Consider the following 14848-nt stretch of genomic DNA (forward strand, 5'->3'; position numbering starts at 1 on the left):
CTCGCCATGCGCGCCACCACCATCCACGCCCCGTTCGACATGCGGGTGGAGGACGTGCCCGAGCCCATGGTGCAGCTGCCCACCGACGCCGTCGTCCGCGTGCTGCGCTCCTGCATCTGCGGCAGCGACCTGTGGGCGTACCGCGGCGAGGCGGCCCGCCAGGCCGGCCAGCGGATCGGGCACGAGTTCCTCGGCATCGTCGAGGAGACCGGCTCCGAGGTGGCCGGCGTCCGGCGCGGCGACCTGGTCGTGGCCCCCTTCATGTGGTCCGACGGCGTCTGCGACTTCTGCCGCGAGGGACTCACCACCTCCTGCGAGCACGGCGGCTTCTGGGGCTCCGTCGGCTACGACGGCGGCCAGGGCGAGGCCGTCCGGGTCCCCTTCGCCGACGGCACGCTCGTCCAGCTCCCCAAGGAAGCGGCCTCGGACGACCACCTGCTCTCCGCGCTGCTGACGCTCTCCGACGTCCTCGGCACCGGCCATCACGCGGTCCTCGGCGCCGGCGTCCGCAAGGGCTCCACCGTCGCCGTCGTCGGCGACGGTGCCGTCGGCCTGTGCGCCGTACTGGCCGCCAAGCGCCTCGGCGCCGACCGGATCATCGCCCTCGGCCGGCACGCGGCACGGACGGACATCGCGCGCCGCTTCGGCGCCACGGACGTCGTCGCCGAACGCGGTGACGCGGCCGTCGAGGCCGTGCGCGAGCTGACCCGCGGCCAGGGTGCGATGTGCGTCGTCGAGGCCGTCGGCACCGAGCAGTCCATGAGCACGGCCGTGAACATCACCCGCGACGGCGGCGCCATCGGCTTCGTCGGCGTGCCGCACGGCAGCGGGACGGGCCTCGACCTCGGCGTCATGTTCGACCGCAACGTCGCCCTGCGCGGCGGCGTCGCTCCCGTACGGTCCTACATCCCCGAGCTGCTGCCCGACGTCCTCGACGGCACCATCGACCCGTCGCCGGTCTTCGACATGACCGTCGGCCTGGAGGGCGTGCCCGAGGGCTACAAGGCGATGGACGAGCGGACCGCTCTCAAGGTCATCGTCACGAACTGAGGTCCTCCACCGGGCTGCCGGCCGCTCACCAGCGGATGGGCAGCGGCAGCGCCGTCAGCAGACCGGACACCACGACGACCGCCCCCAGCACGACGACCTCCGCACGCGCGGGGGAGCAGGCGCCGAGCGGGTCCCGCGCGCTCCGCAGCCGCAGTCGCGCGCAGAGCGCCAGAACGGCGACGGCGGCCACGAGGAGCACCTTCGCCAGCAGGGTGCGCCCGTACGCCGTCGTCGTCAGCTGGTCCATGACCGTGCCGGCCGGCATCCGGCGCAAAGAGCTCCACACGCCGGTGGCGGTGATCGCCGCGAACAGGACCGCCGCCACGCGCGCGTAGCGGCCGAGCAGCTCGGCACCGGCCGTCGAGCCTTCGCCGGTCCCGAGGGAGCCGACGTCGGCCGACTCCGCCACGCGCCAGGACCGCAGCAGCCGCAGGACGTGCACCAGTCCGCCCGCCCACAGCGCCGCGCAGGTCACATGGACGAGCGTCAGGCCGGAGCCGGTCGGCGCGGTGTGCTCCGCCGCCGGATGCGCGCGCAGCGCCTCCGCCAGCGCCACCGCGGCCAGCGGCCACACCTGGGTGCCCGGCCTGCGCGACCGGGCACAGAACCAGGCCACCGCGAACGCGTTGACCTCCAGGAGCGCCAGCCTGCCGTCGCGGCTCGCGTAGAGGCCGCCCAGGTCCAGGTCGGCGAGGTGACGGGGCAGCAGGTTGCCGGTCGCGACCACGGAGGCGAGTCCCAGTGCGGCGACGAACCCGGCGACCGCCGCGTATGCCGCCCAGCTGCGCGGCGCGTCCACCCGCGGAGCGCCGGGCACCCGCCGCGCCAGCCGGGCCGCGAACAGTTCTCCCACGGGGACGCAGAGCGCGGCGAACAGCACCGCGCGCAGCAGGGCGATGCCGGCGACCCCGGGCGCGGCGGCCTCTCCGGTACCGGTCAGCGCGGTGCGCGGGCCGAGCAGCGGGATCAGGGCCGCGACGGCCACCAGCGTGAGCAGGGCGAGGGCCCTGCGGGTGGCCTGCCGTCTGGCCGCCGCCCCCGCGTCCGCCGCGTCGGCCGTCGGTCGTGTCAACGTCACCCCACGATGCTCACCAGCCGTCGTGTCCCCGGCATCTCACGTTAGCCCGTTCGACGTCGCGGAACCGGGCGCCGGGCAAACCGTCCGTCACAGCCAGCGCGGCGCGTCCGCTCCCCAAGTGCCCGGCGGACGGGCCCAGTCGGTGGGGCCGCCGGCGAAGGCGACCGGGGGGAGGGCGTACCGCAGGTGGCCGGCGGGGCCGTCGCGGTCGGTGAGCCAGGTGTCCGGCACCTCGTACGGGAGACCCGTGGCGGCGTTCTCCGTCCCGAGGCCGGCGGAGTCGCCGGGGTCTCGGGCGACGCCGTCCGTCAGCCACGCCGCCGTCCGGGCCAGCGCCAGGCGTACGAGACGGCCCCGGCCGTCTCCGGACCGCTCGGTCAGGGCGCGGAGCACGGCCGCCGCCAGCAGGTACCCGGTGCCGTGGTCGAGCGCCTGCGCGGGCAGGGCGCCGGGCTGCTCGGCCGACCCCTCCGTGACGGCGATCCCGGTCGCCACCTGCACCAGGCTGTCGAAACCCCGTCGCCCGGACCAGGGCCCGTACGCGCCCCACGCCGACAACTGGGCCACGACCAGGCCGGGCCGACGCTCGGCCAGCGCCTCGGGGGTGAGCCCGAACCGGTCGAGGGCGCCCGGCCGGTATCCGGTCACGACGACGTCGGCCGTCGCGAGCAGCTCCTGGAACTGACGCCGGTCGGTGGCCAGGTCCAGGGTCGTCGAGCGTTTCCCGAAGCCGGTGTCGGCGTGGGCGTCGGCCGCCTCGGGCAGGTGCGGCGCGTCCACCCGCAGCACGTCGGCACCCAGCAGCGCGAGGGTGCGGGTGGCGACCGGGCCCGCGATGACCCGGGTCAGGTCGAGCACCCGTACCCCGGCGGCGGGCAGCAGCGGCCCGGCGCCGCCGGGCGGGGCGAGGGCGCGCGCGGGCGCGGAGTCCAGCAGGCCGCGCTCGATCAGCGGCCGGGCCGCCACCGCGCGCCCCTGTGCGTGGGCGGCCCACTCCTCCGGGGTGCGCAGGGCGACGGCGAGGCCACCGGCCGCGTACACCGTCTCCTCGACCTCCCGCGCGGGGCGCTCCGCGAGCACCGCGGCCACGTCCTCGGGCGTCGCGTCGTCCGCCAGACCCAGTGCCGACGTCAGTCGTGTCCGGTGATGGGGATAGTTCGCGTGCGTGCGCACCCACCCGTCCGCCGTCCGCCAGAAGCGCGACAGCGGCGCGAACGAGACCGGTGCCCGGCCGTCGACGCGCAGATGGCGTTCGCTGACGAACGCCGTGGAGACGGCGCCGTCGTCCACCGTCACGCGCGGGACCCGGGCGCGTCCGGTCCGCTCGGCCGCCAACTCGGCGGCGGCCAGCGCGCATCCGCCCACACAGGCCCGCGCCGTCTCCCGTACGGGCAGCCGGGCCTCCAGCGCCCCCGCCCGCACCACGGTCGAGACTCCGGCGAGCAGCGTGGGGTCCCCGCCCAGCTCCCGCCACACGGCGGCCATCGGTGATTGCGTCATACGGGCACTATGCGGCGTGGATCGGATCAACATGCGTAGCGGCCCCCCGCCGGGTGCCGGGTGCCGGGCGACGTGACGTGGCCCCGGCCACCGCGCAGGGCGGCGGCCGGGGCCACGGAGGCGTCGGCGGAGGCTACTTGACCGCCCGCAGGGCGTTCACGATCCCGAATCCGTAGAAGCCGTTCACGTGCTTGCCGCCCACGCAGGTCGCGTCGACGACACCGTCACCGTTCCCGTCGTACGGCTCGGCCGGGCAACCCGGGTTGTCCGCCTGGGCCTTGAGCAGGAGCTGCAGCTGGGCGGGCGTCGCCCAGGGGTACTTGGACTTGAGCAGCGCGGCCACACCGGCGACGTGCGGCGTCGCCATCGAGGTGCCCTGGAGGTAGCCGTACGTGTTGTTCGGCAGCGTCGAGAGGATGCGGCCGTTCTGCGACGGGGTGTCCGGGATCTGGTACCGGTCGCCGCCCGGCGCCGCGACGTCGATGACGCCCTCGCCGTAGCTGGAGAAGTACGACTTGGCGCCCTTGACGCCGGTCGAGGCGACCGTGACGACACCCGGCAACTGGGTGGGGATGTCATAACACTTGTGCGGGTCGACCGTCCGCGTCGTCGGCGTCGAGTCGTCCGGGCTGGAGGCGTCGGTCAGCGCGTCCGAGTCGAGGTCGTCGTTGGAGTTGCCCGCCGCGGCGACGTTCAGCGTGCCCTTGTGCTGGGCGTACAGCTGGGCCCGGTTGACCGCGTCGACGATCGCCTTCTGGTCGGGGTCGTCGACGCAGTTGTACAGCCACGGGTCCACGTAGTAGCTGTTGTTGGTGATCTCGACGCCGTGGTCGGCGGCGAACACGAAGGCGCAGACGACGCTCTCCGGGTAGAACAGCTGCGTCGAGTCCGGCTGGGCCACGGTGATGCCGGAGACCTTCACGCCGGGCGCGACACCGGCGACACCGACGCCGTTGCGGGCCGCCGCGATCTCACCGGCGACATGCGTGCCGTGGTAGTGGTCCGCGTCCACCGGACGCCAGGAGCCGTACGTCGTGTCGGGCTTGCCGCCCACACAGTTCGCGGACTGCGAGGCGGAGAAGTTCGGCGCGATGTCCGGGTGCGTGTCGTCGACGCCGACGTCGATCACCGCGACGGTCACCTTCTTGCTGCCCGGATTGACCGCGGCCGCCTTGTCGGCGCCTATCGCGCGCAGATCCCACTGGTCGGCCTCCAGGGGCTCCTCGCCCGGCGCGGCCGTCTTCGCGACCTTGGCGGCCTCGGCGGCCGACAGCACCTGTGCCGCGCCCTCGTCCGTCGTCCCCGCGGGCGTCAGGGCCGAGGTGCGGGTGGCACCGGCCGACTGCACTCCGCGCGCCGCCCGGATCCGCTGCCCGAAGTCCGGGTCGGCGGAGTGGACGACGATCACACCGATCTGCTCGTACGCGATGACGACGCTGCCGCCGGCCGCGGTGATCGCCTGCTTCACCGACGCGATGGTGCGGTGGTCCGCCCGCGTGTTGACCACGTAGGAGAGGTTCGGTCCGTCCGCCGTCGTCGCGGCGGGCGCGAGGGCGGGAGCGGCGGACGCGACACCCGGCAGGAAGCCCAGCGAAGCGGTGAGCGACAGAACGACCGGCACGGCGAGGGCGAGACGGCGTCTGGAACGCAGATGAGCCATGGGATCTCCACATCATCCGGAAAACGGAGCTGCCCGAACACAGGTGGTGCCCGGGCAGGTACATGACGGAAATGGCGCAGGCCGAAGCTATCCTCCCGGCGCCCGGGCCAGCAATGACTTCCGGCGACGACTTCCGCGGGAAGGCGACTTCCGAAAGAACGCGGGGGAGTTGAACCGGTCCACGCGTGGCGCCGTGACCTTGGGCAGGGAGCCCGTGGACGATCGAGGCCCCCCCTGGATCACGGAACGGAGCCGCCGTCTCGCACCCCGTCACGTGATCCACGTCACTGTGAGGTCAGCCGCATGTCCGTACCCGAACCGTCCCCGTCCGCGAGCACCGGCTCGCCCCCGCCCACCGTCGCAACCGCACCCGCAACGCGAGGAGACACCGTGGCCACCGACGCACCGCCACCCGCGAACGACGCCCCTCCGCCCGCGAGGACCGGCGCCCCCCTGCCCTCCACCGAGGAGTTCATCGAGGTCCAGCAGAGCGCCGAGTTCGGTGAACTGCGCCGATCCCACCGCTCGTTCGCCTTCCCGCTGACCATCGGCTTCATCCTCTGGTACCTGCTGTACGTCCTGCTCTCGAACTACGCGGGCGACTTCATGGGCACCAAGCTGTTCGGCAACGTCAACGTCGCCCTGGTGCTCGGCCTCGGCCAGTTCCTCACCACGTTCCTCATCGCCTGGTGGTACTCGCGGCACGCGGCCGCGCAGCTCGACCCCAAGGCCGACGCCATCAAGTCCCGGATGGAGGGCGGCGCATGAGCTCCGTACAGACCAGCGTGCACACGACGGTGCTGGCCGCCGGCGAGGCCAGTGAGCACCGGCCGCTGATCATCACCCTGTTCGCGGTGTTCGTCGCCGCGACCCTCGTCATCACCGTCTGGGCGGGCCGCCAGACCAAGGACGCCGCCGACTTCTACGCGGGCGGCCGCCAGTTCACCGGCTTCCAGAACGGCCTCGCCGTCTCCGGCGACTACATGTCCGCCGCGTCCTTCCTCGGCATCGCCGGCGCCATCGCCCTCTTCGGCTACGACGGCTTCCTCTACTCCATCGGCTTCCTGGTCGCCTGGCTGGTCGCCCTGCTCCTGGTCGCCGAGCCGCTGCGCAACTCCGGCCGGTACACGATGGGCGACGTCCTCGCCTACCGCCTGCGCCAGCGCCCGGTCCGCACCGCCGCGGGCACCTCCACCATCGTCGTGTCGATCTTCTACCTGCTGGCCCAGATGGCCGGCGCCGGCGTCCTCGTCTCGCTGCTCCTCGGCATCACCAGCGACGCCGGCAAGATCGGCATCGTCGCCCTCGTCGGCGTCCTGATGATCGTGTACGTCACCATCGGCGGCATGAAGGGCACCACCTGGGTCCAGATGGTCAAGGCCGTCCTGCTGATCGTCGGCGCCCTGCTGCTCACCTTCCTGGTGCTGCTGAAGTTCAACTTCAACATCTCCGACCTGCTCGGCAAGGCGGCCGAGAACAGCGGCAAGGGATCGCCGTTCCTGGAGCCCGGCCTCAAGTACGGCGCCACCTCCACCACCAAGCTGGACTTCATCTCGCTCGGCATGGCGCTCGTCCTCGGCACCGCGGGCCTCCCGCACATCCTGATCCGCTTCTACACCGTGCCCACCGCCAAGACCGCCCGGAAGTCCGTCAACTGGGCCATCGGCCTCATCGGCGCCTTCTACCTGATGACCCTCGCCCTCGGCTTCGGCGCCGCCGCGCTGATCAAACCGGACGAGATCATCGCCTCCAACAAGGCGGGCAACACGGCGGCACCCCTGCTCGCCCTGCATCTGGGCGGCGTCGACTCCAGCTGGGGCGCGATCCTCCTCGCCACCATCTCCGCCGTCGCCTTCGCCACCATCCTCGCGGTCGTCGCGGGACTGACCCTGGCCTCGTCCTCGTCGTTCGCGCACGACATCTACGCGAACGTCATCAAGCGGGGCCAGGCCACGGAGAAGCAGGAGATGCGGGCCGCCCGCTACGCCACCGTCGGCATCGGCGCCGTCTCGATCCTCCTCGGCGCCCTCGCCCGCGACCTCAACGTCGCAGGCCTGGTCGCCCTCGCCTTCGCGGTCGCCGCCTCGGCCAACCTGCCCACGATCCTCTACAGCCTGTTCTGGAAGAGGTTCACCACCCAGGGCGCGCTCTGGTCGATCTACGGCGGTCTGGCCACCGCGGTCGGCCTCGTCCTGTTCTCCCCGGTGGTCTCGGGCAAGCCCACGTCGATGTTCCCGGACGTCGACTTCCACTGGTTCCCGCTGGAGAATCCGGGCCTCATCTCGATCCCGGTCGGCTTCCTGCTGGGCTGGCTCGGCACCCTGCTGTCGAAGGAGGAGCCCGACGCCGGCAAGTACGCCGAGCTGGAGGTCCGCTCCCTGACGGGCACCGGAGCGCACTGAGGCACCGGCATCGCGCGGGCCCGTCGTAGGCCGCTGGTGGATCACCACTAGTAGGTCCCTACGACGGGCCCGCGCCGCGTCTCGTGGGATCGGGCCGCTGTCCTTGTCGGCCGCGTCACGTAGGCTCGCAGATGACCGGAAATCGTGATCAGCATCGAGGGAGGGGGCCCACGTGCTCATCGACACCTTCGGCCGAGTAGCCACCGACCTGCGGGTTTCCCTGACAGACCGGTGCAACCTCCGCTGCACCTACTGCATGCCCGAAGAGGGCCTGCAGTGGCTCGCCAAGCCCGATCTGCTCACGGACGACGAGATCGTCCGGCTGATCGACATCGCGGTCACCCACCTCGGTATCGAGGAGGTCCGCTTCACCGGCGGTGAGCCGCTGCTGCGCCCCGGCCTCGTCGGCATCGTCGAGCGCGTCGCGGCCCTCGCCCCGCGCCCCCAGATGTCACTGACGACCAACGGCATCGGCCTCAAGCGCACCGCCGCGGCCCTGAAGGCCGCGGGCCTGGACCGGGTGAACGTATCGCTGGACACCCTCCGGCCCGACGTCTTCAAGACCCTCACCCGGCGCGACCGGCACAAGGACGTCATCGAGGGACTCGAGGCCGCCCACACCGCCGGCCTGACCCCGGTGAAGATCAACTCGGTCCTGATGCCCGGCCTGAACGCCGACGAGGCCCCGGACCTCCTCGCCTGGGCCGTCGCCCACGACTACGAACTCCGCTTCATCGAGCAGATGCCGCTGGACGCCCAGCACGGCTGGAAGCGCGACGGCATGGTCACCGCGGGCGACATCCTCGCCTCGCTGCGCACCCGCTTCGAGCTCACCGACGAGGGCGACGGCGAGCGGGGTTCCGCACCCGCCGAACGCTGGACCGTCGACGGCGGCCCGCACCGGGTCGGGGTCATCGCCTCGGTGACCCGCCCCTTCTGCGCGGCCTGCGACCGTACGCGTCTCACCGCCGACGGACAGGTCCGCACCTGCCTCTTCGCCACCGAGGAGACCGACCTGCGGGCGGCGCTTCGCTCGGACGCCCCCGACGAGGAGATCGCCCGGATCTGGCGGGTCGCCATGTGGGGCAAGAAGGCGGGAGCGGGCCTGGACGACCCGTCGTTCGTGCAGCCCGACCGTCCGATGTCGGCGATCGGCGGCTGACGCTCCCGCGGGGCGCCCGGTCAGGCCTCCGGGGACTCCCACTCCTCCAGCCGCACCACGTCCTTCAGGAACCCACGGATGCCGAGGAACTCGGACAGGTGCTCGCGGTGTTCGTCGCACGCGAGCCACGTCTTGCGGCGCTCGGGCGTGTGCAGCTTCGGGTTGTTCCACGCGAGCACCCACACGGCGTCCGCGCGGCAGGCCTTGGCCGAGCAGACGGGGGAGGCGGGGTCGGAGCCGGGCACGTTCAGGATCACCCTGCCGACCCTAGCCGAGGCCTCACTTCACGCGTCCCGCGCGGTCGGCCGGCGTCCCCGGAGGAGGTCCTCGACGGGGCCTGCGGAACCCCCGCAAAGGCGACGCCGAGCAGCCACGGGGGGAGCTGCCCGGCGTCGGTCCGTCGCTCCGACGGGGGATGCGGAGCGCGTACGAAGTATGTCACGGCCGACCCGCCGCCCGGCACCTGAACAACATGATTGATCTGAGGTTTTCTTGAGCTTGGCGCGTGGCCGGATTCCGTTTTCGGAGCGGCCTCCGGGGCCCTTTCCGGGCGCGTGACCGGGCCTCTTGGGAAGCGTTCCGGAGACGGCTCCGGCGCTCCCGCGGACCCGCCGGGCGTCAGCTCGGATCGTGCGGATCGGGCCGCAGCGGCATCCCCGGATCGGCGGCGACGTCGTCCGGGAACGGTGCCGCGGGACCCTCCTGGCGCGGCGGCGTGATCATCGGCCGGGAGGGCGCGGCGACGAACGTCGAGGGGAGTCCCGGGGCGTTCTCGCGGCCCGCGTTGGCGATGACGACGGCCACGTAGGGGAGGAGGATGCCGAGCACCAGTGCGGCGATCGCCACGTGTCGTTCGACGTTCCACAGGGCCGCCCCGAGGATCACCGCGACCGTACGGACGGACATGGAGATGATGTAGCGGCGCTGCCGGCCGCGGACGTCCTCGTCCAGTCCCTGCCGTGCTCCGGTGATCCGGAAGACCTGGACCTCGCTCTGCTTCCTGATCACACTCCACCACCCGTCTGTCTCGGACGCTCCCCGGCCCGTACCCGGTACGAACCCGTCGAGAGCGGGCCCGGACCGTTCCCACGGTACGCCGCGGCTGCGCCGCCTTCGAGACCGGGGCAGGTCCGTGACGGGTGGATCGGATGCGCCGTACCGCGTATGGCTCCGCCCGACATGCGACGTATGACCGCCACCACGACACTGGCGGTACTGCTCACGGAGAGCCGTACTAGGAGGCAGACATGGGCTGGTTGTGGGCGATCATCGTCGGGTTCGTGCTGGGCCTGATCGCCAAGGCGATCATTCCGGGCAAGCAGCACAGCCCGCTCTGGCTGACCACGATCTTCGGCATCCTCGGCGCCATCGTCGGCAACGCCATCGCGCGGGGCATCGGCATCGCCGAGACCCGCGGCATCGACTGGGGCCGCCACGCGCTCCAGCTCGCCGCCGCGATCGTCATCGTCTTCCTCGGCGACATGCTCTACATGGCGGTGCGGGGCAACAAGGTGAACACGACCCGGTGAAACCCGCCCGGTGAACGCGAAGGGGCGGCCCCGGTCGGGGGCCGCCCCTTCGTCGTCGTACGTCACATCGCGCGGGGCCGGTGCCTCAGGCGCCGGTGACCTCGACCGCGGCCAGGCTCTTCTTGCCCCGGCGCAGCACCAGCCACCGTCCGTGCAGCAGGTCCTCCACGGCGGGGACCGCGTCCTCGGCGGCGACCTTCACGTTGTTCACGTAGGCGCCGCCCTCCTTCACCGTGCGGCGGGCGGCCGACTTACTGGCCACCAGACCGACCTCGGCGAAGAGGTCCACGACGAGACCCGGCTCGGCGACCCGGATGTGCGGCACCTCCGAGAGGGCCGCGCTCAGCGTCCGCTCGTCGAGCCCGGCCAGCTCGCCCTGTCCGAAGAGCGCCTTCGACGCGGCGATCACGGCGGCCGTCTGGTCGGCGCCGTGCACCAGCGTCGTCAGCTCCTCGGCCAGCGCACGCTGCGCGGCCCGCGCCTGCGGCCGCTCCTCCGTCTGCCGCTCCAGCTCCTCCAGCTCCTCGCGGGACCGGAAGGACAGGATGCGCAGGTACGTCGAGACGTCCCGGTCGTCCACGTTCAGCCAGAACTGGTAGAAGGCGTACGGCGTCGTCATCTCGGGGTCGAGCCAGATGGCGCCGCCCTCGGTCTTGCCGAACTTGGTGCCGTCCGCCTTCGTCATCAGCGGCGTCGCCAGCGCGTGCACATGGGCCCCCGGCTCCAGCCGGTGGATCAGGTCCAGGCCCGCCGTGAGGTTGCCCCACTGGTCGCTGCCGCCCTGCTGGAGCGTGCAGCCGTACCGGCGGTACAGCTCGAGGAAGTCCATGCCCTGGAGCAGCTGGTAGCTGAACTCCGTGTAGCTGATGCCCTCCTCGGACTCCAGCCGGCGGGCGACCGAGTCCTTGGTGAGCATCTTGTTGACGCGGAAGTGCTTGCCGATGTCCCGCAGGAACTCGATGGCCGACAGACCGGCCGTCCAGTCCAGGTTGTTCACCATGACCGCGGCGTTCTCGCCCTCGAAGGACAGGAACGGCTCGATCTGCGAGCGCAGGCGCGTCACCCAGTTCGCGACCGTCTCCGGGTCGTTCAGCGTGCGCTCCGCCGTCGGCCGCGGGTCACCGATCTGCCCCGTCGCCCCGCCGACCAGCGCGAGGGGGCGCAGGCCCGCCTGCTGGAGCCGGCGCATCGTGAGCACCTGCACCAGGTGGCCGACGTGCAGGCTCGCCGCGGTCGGGTCGAAGCCGCAATAGAACGTGACGGGACCGTCCGCGAGCGCCTTGCGCAAAGCATCTTCGTCGGTGGACAGGGAGAACAGCCCCCGCCACTTCAGCTCGTCGACGATGTCCGTCACGATTCTCGTATCTCCTTGGGGTGGTCTCGTGGATCAGGTACGAGGTTATACGCCCTGGCTGACGGAACTCATATTGAAGTCCGGCACCCGCAGCGCGGGCATCGCAGCCCGGGTGAACCAGTCGCTCCATTCACGCGGCAGCGTCTTCTCCGTCCGCCCCGCCTCGGTGGCCCGGCCGAGCAGGCCCACCGGCGACTCGTTGAAGCGGAAGTTGTTCACCGCGCCGACGACCTGGCCCTTCTCGACCAGGTAGACGCCGTCCCGGGTGAGCCCGGTCAGCAGCAGCGTCGCCGGGTCGACCTCACGGATGTACCAGAGGCAGGTGAGCAGCAGACCGCGCTCGGTGGCGGCGACCATGTCCTCCAGCGACCGGTCCTCGCCGCCGTCCAGGACGAGGTTCCCGATCGACGGCGTCACCGGCAGCCCGGTCAGCTCCGCGCTGTGCCGGGTGGTGGACAGGTGCCGCAACTCGCCCTCCCGGATCCAGTCGGTCGCCGTCAGCGGCAGCCCGTTGTCGAACACGGAGGCGTCGTCGCCCGAGGAGTGCGCCAGTACGAACGGCGCGGACTCCAGGCCCGGCTCGTTCGGGTCGCTGCGCAGCGTCAGCGGCAGCTCGGTGAGCCGCTCGCCGATGCGGGTGCCGCCGCCCGGCTTGCTGAACACCGTCCGGCCCTCGGCGGCGTCCCGGGCGGCCGCCGACCACATCTGGTAGATCATCAGGTCCGCGACGGCGGTCGGCGGCAGCAGCGTCTCGTAGCGCCCGGCGGGCAGGTCGACATGCCGCTCCGCCCAGCCGAGCCGCACCGCCAGCTCCGCGTCGAGCGCGGCCGGATCGACGTCCTTGAAGTCCCGCGTCGAGCGCCCCGCCCACGCCGAACGCGTCCGGTCCGGGGACTTGGCGTTCAGCTCCAGCGTCCCGTTCGGCTGGTCGTGCCGCAGCCGCAGCCCGGTCGACGTACCGACGTAGCTGGTGACGAGCTCGTGGTTGGCGAAGCCGTACAGCTCCCGGCCGCCCGCCCGCGCGCGGGCGAACGACTCGCCCAGCGCCGGCGCGAAGTCGGCGAACACCGCGGACGAGGTCTCGGCCGGCGCGTCCGCGAAGTCGGGGGACTCGGCCACGCCCGTCACGAGCGGCCGGCCGTCCTCGGCGGGACCGGCACCCCGTGCCGCCGCCTCGGCCGCCCGCACCAGCGGCTCCAGCTCGTCGGCGGTCACCGCCGAACGCGAGACGACACCCGAGGCGGTGCCCTCGCGGCCGTCGACCGTGGCGATCACGGTGAGCGTGCGCCCGCGGGTGACCCCGTTGGTGGTCAGGGCGTTGCCCGCCCAGCGCAGGTTGGCGGAGGACTCCTCGTCGGCGATCACCACACAGCCGTCGGCCCGGGACAGTTCGAGGGCGCGCTCGACGACCTCGTGCGGCTTGTTGGTACGGGCGCTCATCGACCGGCCTCCTGCGTCGTGTTCAGAATGTTGACGCCCTTGAAGAGGGCGGAGGGGCAGCCGTGCGAGACCGCGGCGACCTGGCCCGGCTGGGCCTTGCCGCAGTTGAAGGCACCACCCAGGACGTAGGTCTGCGGACCGCCCACCGCCGCCATCGAACCCCAGAAGTCGGTGGTCGTGGCCTGGTACGCGACATCACGGAGCTGACCCGCGATCCGGCCGTTCTCGATCCGGAAGAAGCGCTGCCCGGTGAACTGGAAGTTGTAGCGCTGCATGTCGATGGACCAGGAGCGGTCGCCCACGACGTAGATACCGCGGTCGACACCCCCGATCAGGTCCTCCGTCGACAGGCCGCCCGGGTCCGGTTGGAGCGACACGTTCGCCATGCGCTGCACCGGCACGTGCCCGGGGGAGTCGGCGTAGGCGCAGCCGTTGGAGCGGTCGAAGCCGGTCAGCTTCGCGATGCGCCGGTCCAGCTGGTACCCGACGAGCGTGCCGTCCTTGACGAGGTCCCAGGACTGGCCGGCGACCCCCTCGTCGTCGTACCCGACGGTCGCGAGGCCGTGCTCGGCGGTGCGGTCACCGGTGACGTTCATCAGCTCCGAGCCGTACCGCAGCTTGCCGAGCTGGTCGAAGGTGGCGAACGACGTTCCCGCGTACGCCGCCTCGTAGCCGAGCGCACGGTCCAGCTCGGTGGCGTGCCCGATGGACTCGTGGATCGTCAGCCACAGGTTGGACGGGTCGACGACCAGGTCGTACACCCCCGCCTCGACGCTCGGCGCGCGCATCTTCTCGGCGAGCAGCGCGGGGATGCTCTCCAGTTCGGCGTCCCAGTCCCAGCCGGTGCCCCGCAGGTACTCCCAGCCGCGTCCGACCGGAGGCGCGATCGTCCGCATCGAGTCGAACTCGCCGCTCGACTCGTCCACCGCGACCGCGGTGAGCTGCGGATGCAGCCGCACCCGCTGCTGCGTGGTCACGGTGCCCGCGGTGTCCGCGTAGAACTTGTTCTCGTGCACCGACATCAGCGACGCGTCGACGTGGTTGACGCCGTCGGCCGCCAGCAGCCGCGCGCTCCAGTCGGCGAGCAGCCCCGCCTTCTCCTCGTCCGGCACCGAGAACGGATCGATCTCGTACGAGGAGATCCACGTCCGGTCGGCGTGCACCGGCTCGTCCGCCAGCTCGACCCGCTCGTCGGAACCGGCCGCTTTGATCACCTGGGCCGACAGCTTCGCCATCGCCACGGCCTGCGAGGCGACCTTCGCCGCCGCGTCCATCGTCAGATCGACGCCCGACGCGAACCCCCAGGTCCCGCCGTGCACCACGCGCACCGCGTAGCCCAGGTCCGTGGTGTCCGACGACCCGGCCGGCTTGGCGTCGCGCAACCGCAGGGTCGCGCTGCGCACCCGCTCGAACCGGAAGTCCGCGTGCGCCGCGCCGAGCGCCCGCGCCCGCGCGAGCGCGGCGTCCGCGAGGGCGCGCAGCGGCAGCGCCGTGAACGCTTCGTCGATGGAATGAGGCACCGAGGTCTCCCTGCTGTCGTGGCCTGTCGGGTCCGATCATGTCGCGCGGGACGGCTCCGGGGCCACGTCTTTCGGTTGACCGGGCGCTTTTTCGGCCGGGCCTCCCCGGCTTTCTGTAGGGACCCGACAGAGGGCACCCGAACCCACTGTCGG

Annotated in this window: 13 protein-coding genes; 5 read left to right on the forward strand and 8 right to left on the reverse strand. The window is 72.1% G+C overall.

Annotated elements, in window-relative coordinates; translation table 11 throughout:
• Positions 1-6 precede the first annotated feature (6 nt).
• The gene (locus OG406_RS30490; protein WP_329188860.1) at positions 7-1050 is read left to right on the forward strand and encodes a zinc-dependent alcohol dehydrogenase family protein; all 1044 of its coding nucleotides are present in this window, start codon (positions 7-9) and stop codon (positions 1048-1050) included.
• Between the two features lie 25 nt (positions 1051-1075).
• On the opposite strand, the gene OG406_RS30495 is transcribed toward OG406_RS30490, so the two are convergent.
• The 3 genes from OG406_RS30495 to OG406_RS30505 form a co-directional block, all read right to left on the reverse strand.
• Positions 1076-2128: a CopD family protein gene (locus OG406_RS30495; RefSeq protein WP_329188862.1), complete on the reverse strand. Its 1053-nt coding sequence runs from the start codon at positions 2126-2128 to the stop codon at positions 1076-1078.
• Positions 2129-2215: 87 nt separating this feature from the next.
• Positions 2216-3628 carry a CoA transferase gene (locus OG406_RS30500; RefSeq protein WP_329188864.1) on the reverse strand — a complete coding sequence of 471 codons (1413 nt, stop codon included), beginning with the start codon at positions 3626-3628 and terminating at the stop codon, positions 2216-2218.
• A 133-nt stretch (positions 3629-3761) separates the two neighbouring features.
• The gene (locus tag OG406_RS30505; RefSeq protein WP_329188866.1) at positions 3762-5288 is read right to left on the reverse strand and encodes a S8 family serine peptidase; all 1527 of its coding nucleotides are present in this window, start codon (positions 5286-5288) and stop codon (positions 3762-3764) included.
• 390 nt (positions 5289-5678) lie between these two features.
• On the opposite strand from OG406_RS30505, the gene OG406_RS30510 reads away from it, so the two are divergent.
• The 3 genes from OG406_RS30510 (at position 5679) to moaA (ending at position 8852) form a co-directional block, all read left to right on the forward strand.
• Positions 5679-6056: a DUF485 domain-containing protein gene (locus tag OG406_RS30510; RefSeq protein ID WP_266612588.1), complete on the forward strand. Its 378-nt coding sequence runs from the start codon at positions 5679-5681 to the stop codon at positions 6054-6056.
• Positions 6053-7690, forward strand: coding sequence for a solute symporter family protein (locus tag OG406_RS30515; RefSeq protein ID WP_164374276.1), 1638 nt, complete (start codon positions 6053-6055; stop codon positions 7688-7690). The genes OG406_RS30510 and OG406_RS30515 overlap by 4 nt, the downstream gene beginning before the upstream one ends.
• A 172-nt stretch (positions 7691-7862) precedes the next feature.
• Positions 7863-8852: a GTP 3',8-cyclase MoaA gene (gene moaA, locus OG406_RS30520; protein WP_266849385.1), complete on the forward strand. Its 990-nt coding sequence runs from the start codon at positions 7863-7865 to the stop codon at positions 8850-8852.
• Between the two features lie 20 nt (positions 8853-8872).
• On the opposite strand, the gene OG406_RS30525 is transcribed toward moaA, so the two are convergent.
• Complete coding sequence (locus tag OG406_RS30525) at positions 8873-9109, reverse strand: hypothetical protein (RefSeq protein WP_164374274.1); 237 nt, start codon at positions 9107-9109, stop codon at positions 8873-8875.
• 361 nt (positions 9110-9470) lie between these two features.
• Positions 9471-9857, reverse strand: a complete 387-nt coding sequence (locus OG406_RS30530; RefSeq protein ID WP_329191034.1) for a DUF3099 domain-containing protein — start codon at positions 9855-9857, stop codon at positions 9471-9473.
• A 242-nt stretch (positions 9858-10099) separates the two neighbouring features.
• Between OG406_RS30530 and OG406_RS30535 the strand changes: the two genes are divergently transcribed.
• Positions 10100-10381, forward strand: coding sequence for a GlsB/YeaQ/YmgE family stress response membrane protein (locus OG406_RS30535; protein WP_081223663.1), 282 nt, complete (start codon positions 10100-10102; stop codon positions 10379-10381).
• Between the two features lie 85 nt (positions 10382-10466).
• On the opposite strand, the gene tyrS is transcribed toward OG406_RS30535, so the two are convergent.
• The 3 genes from tyrS to OG406_RS30550 are packed head-to-tail and all read right to left on the reverse strand — an operon-like array spanning position 10467 to position 14695.
• Positions 10467-11735 carry a tyrosine--tRNA ligase gene (gene tyrS, locus OG406_RS30540; RefSeq protein ID WP_164374273.1) on the reverse strand — a complete coding sequence of 423 codons (1269 nt, stop codon included), beginning with the start codon at positions 11733-11735 and terminating at the stop codon, positions 10467-10469.
• A 45-nt stretch (positions 11736-11780) separates the two neighbouring features.
• Positions 11781-13175, reverse strand: a complete 1395-nt coding sequence (locus OG406_RS30545) for a metallopeptidase TldD-related protein (RefSeq protein WP_164374272.1) — start codon at positions 13173-13175, stop codon at positions 11781-11783.
• Positions 13172-14695 (reverse strand): TldD/PmbA family protein, encoded by a 1524-nt coding sequence (locus OG406_RS30550; RefSeq protein WP_164374271.1) that lies wholly within the window; start codon positions 14693-14695, stop codon positions 13172-13174. Before OG406_RS30550 ends, OG406_RS30545 begins: the two co-directional genes overlap by 4 nt.
• Between the last annotated feature and the right edge of the window lie 153 nt (positions 14696-14848).

Source organism: Streptomyces sp. NBC_01428, assembly GCF_036231965.1.
Classification (GTDB): Bacteria; Actinomycetota; Actinomycetes; order Streptomycetales; family Streptomycetaceae; genus Streptomyces.

Coding starts and splice junctions, on each gene's coding strand:
- OG406_RS30545 (WP_164374272.1), bottom strand. CDS start 13,175: ATGAGCGCCCGTACCAACAAGCCGCACGAGGTCGTCGAGCGCGCCCTC.
- OG406_RS30515 (WP_164374276.1), top strand. CDS start 6,053: ATGAGCTCCGTACAGACCAGCGTGCACACGACGGTGCTGGCCGCCGGC.
- OG406_RS30500 (WP_329188864.1), bottom strand. CDS start 3,628: ATGACGCAATCACCGATGGCCGCCGTGTGGCGGGAGCTGGGCGGGGAC.
- OG406_RS30490 (WP_329188860.1), top strand. CDS start 7: ATGCGCGCCACCACCATCCACGCCCCGTTCGACATGCGGGTGGAGGAC.
- OG406_RS30535 (WP_081223663.1), top strand. CDS start 10,100: ATGGGCTGGTTGTGGGCGATCATCGTCGGGTTCGTGCTGGGCCTGATC.
- OG406_RS30505 (WP_329188866.1), bottom strand. CDS start 5,288: ATGGCTCATCTGCGTTCCAGACGCCGTCTCGCCCTCGCCGTGCCGGTC.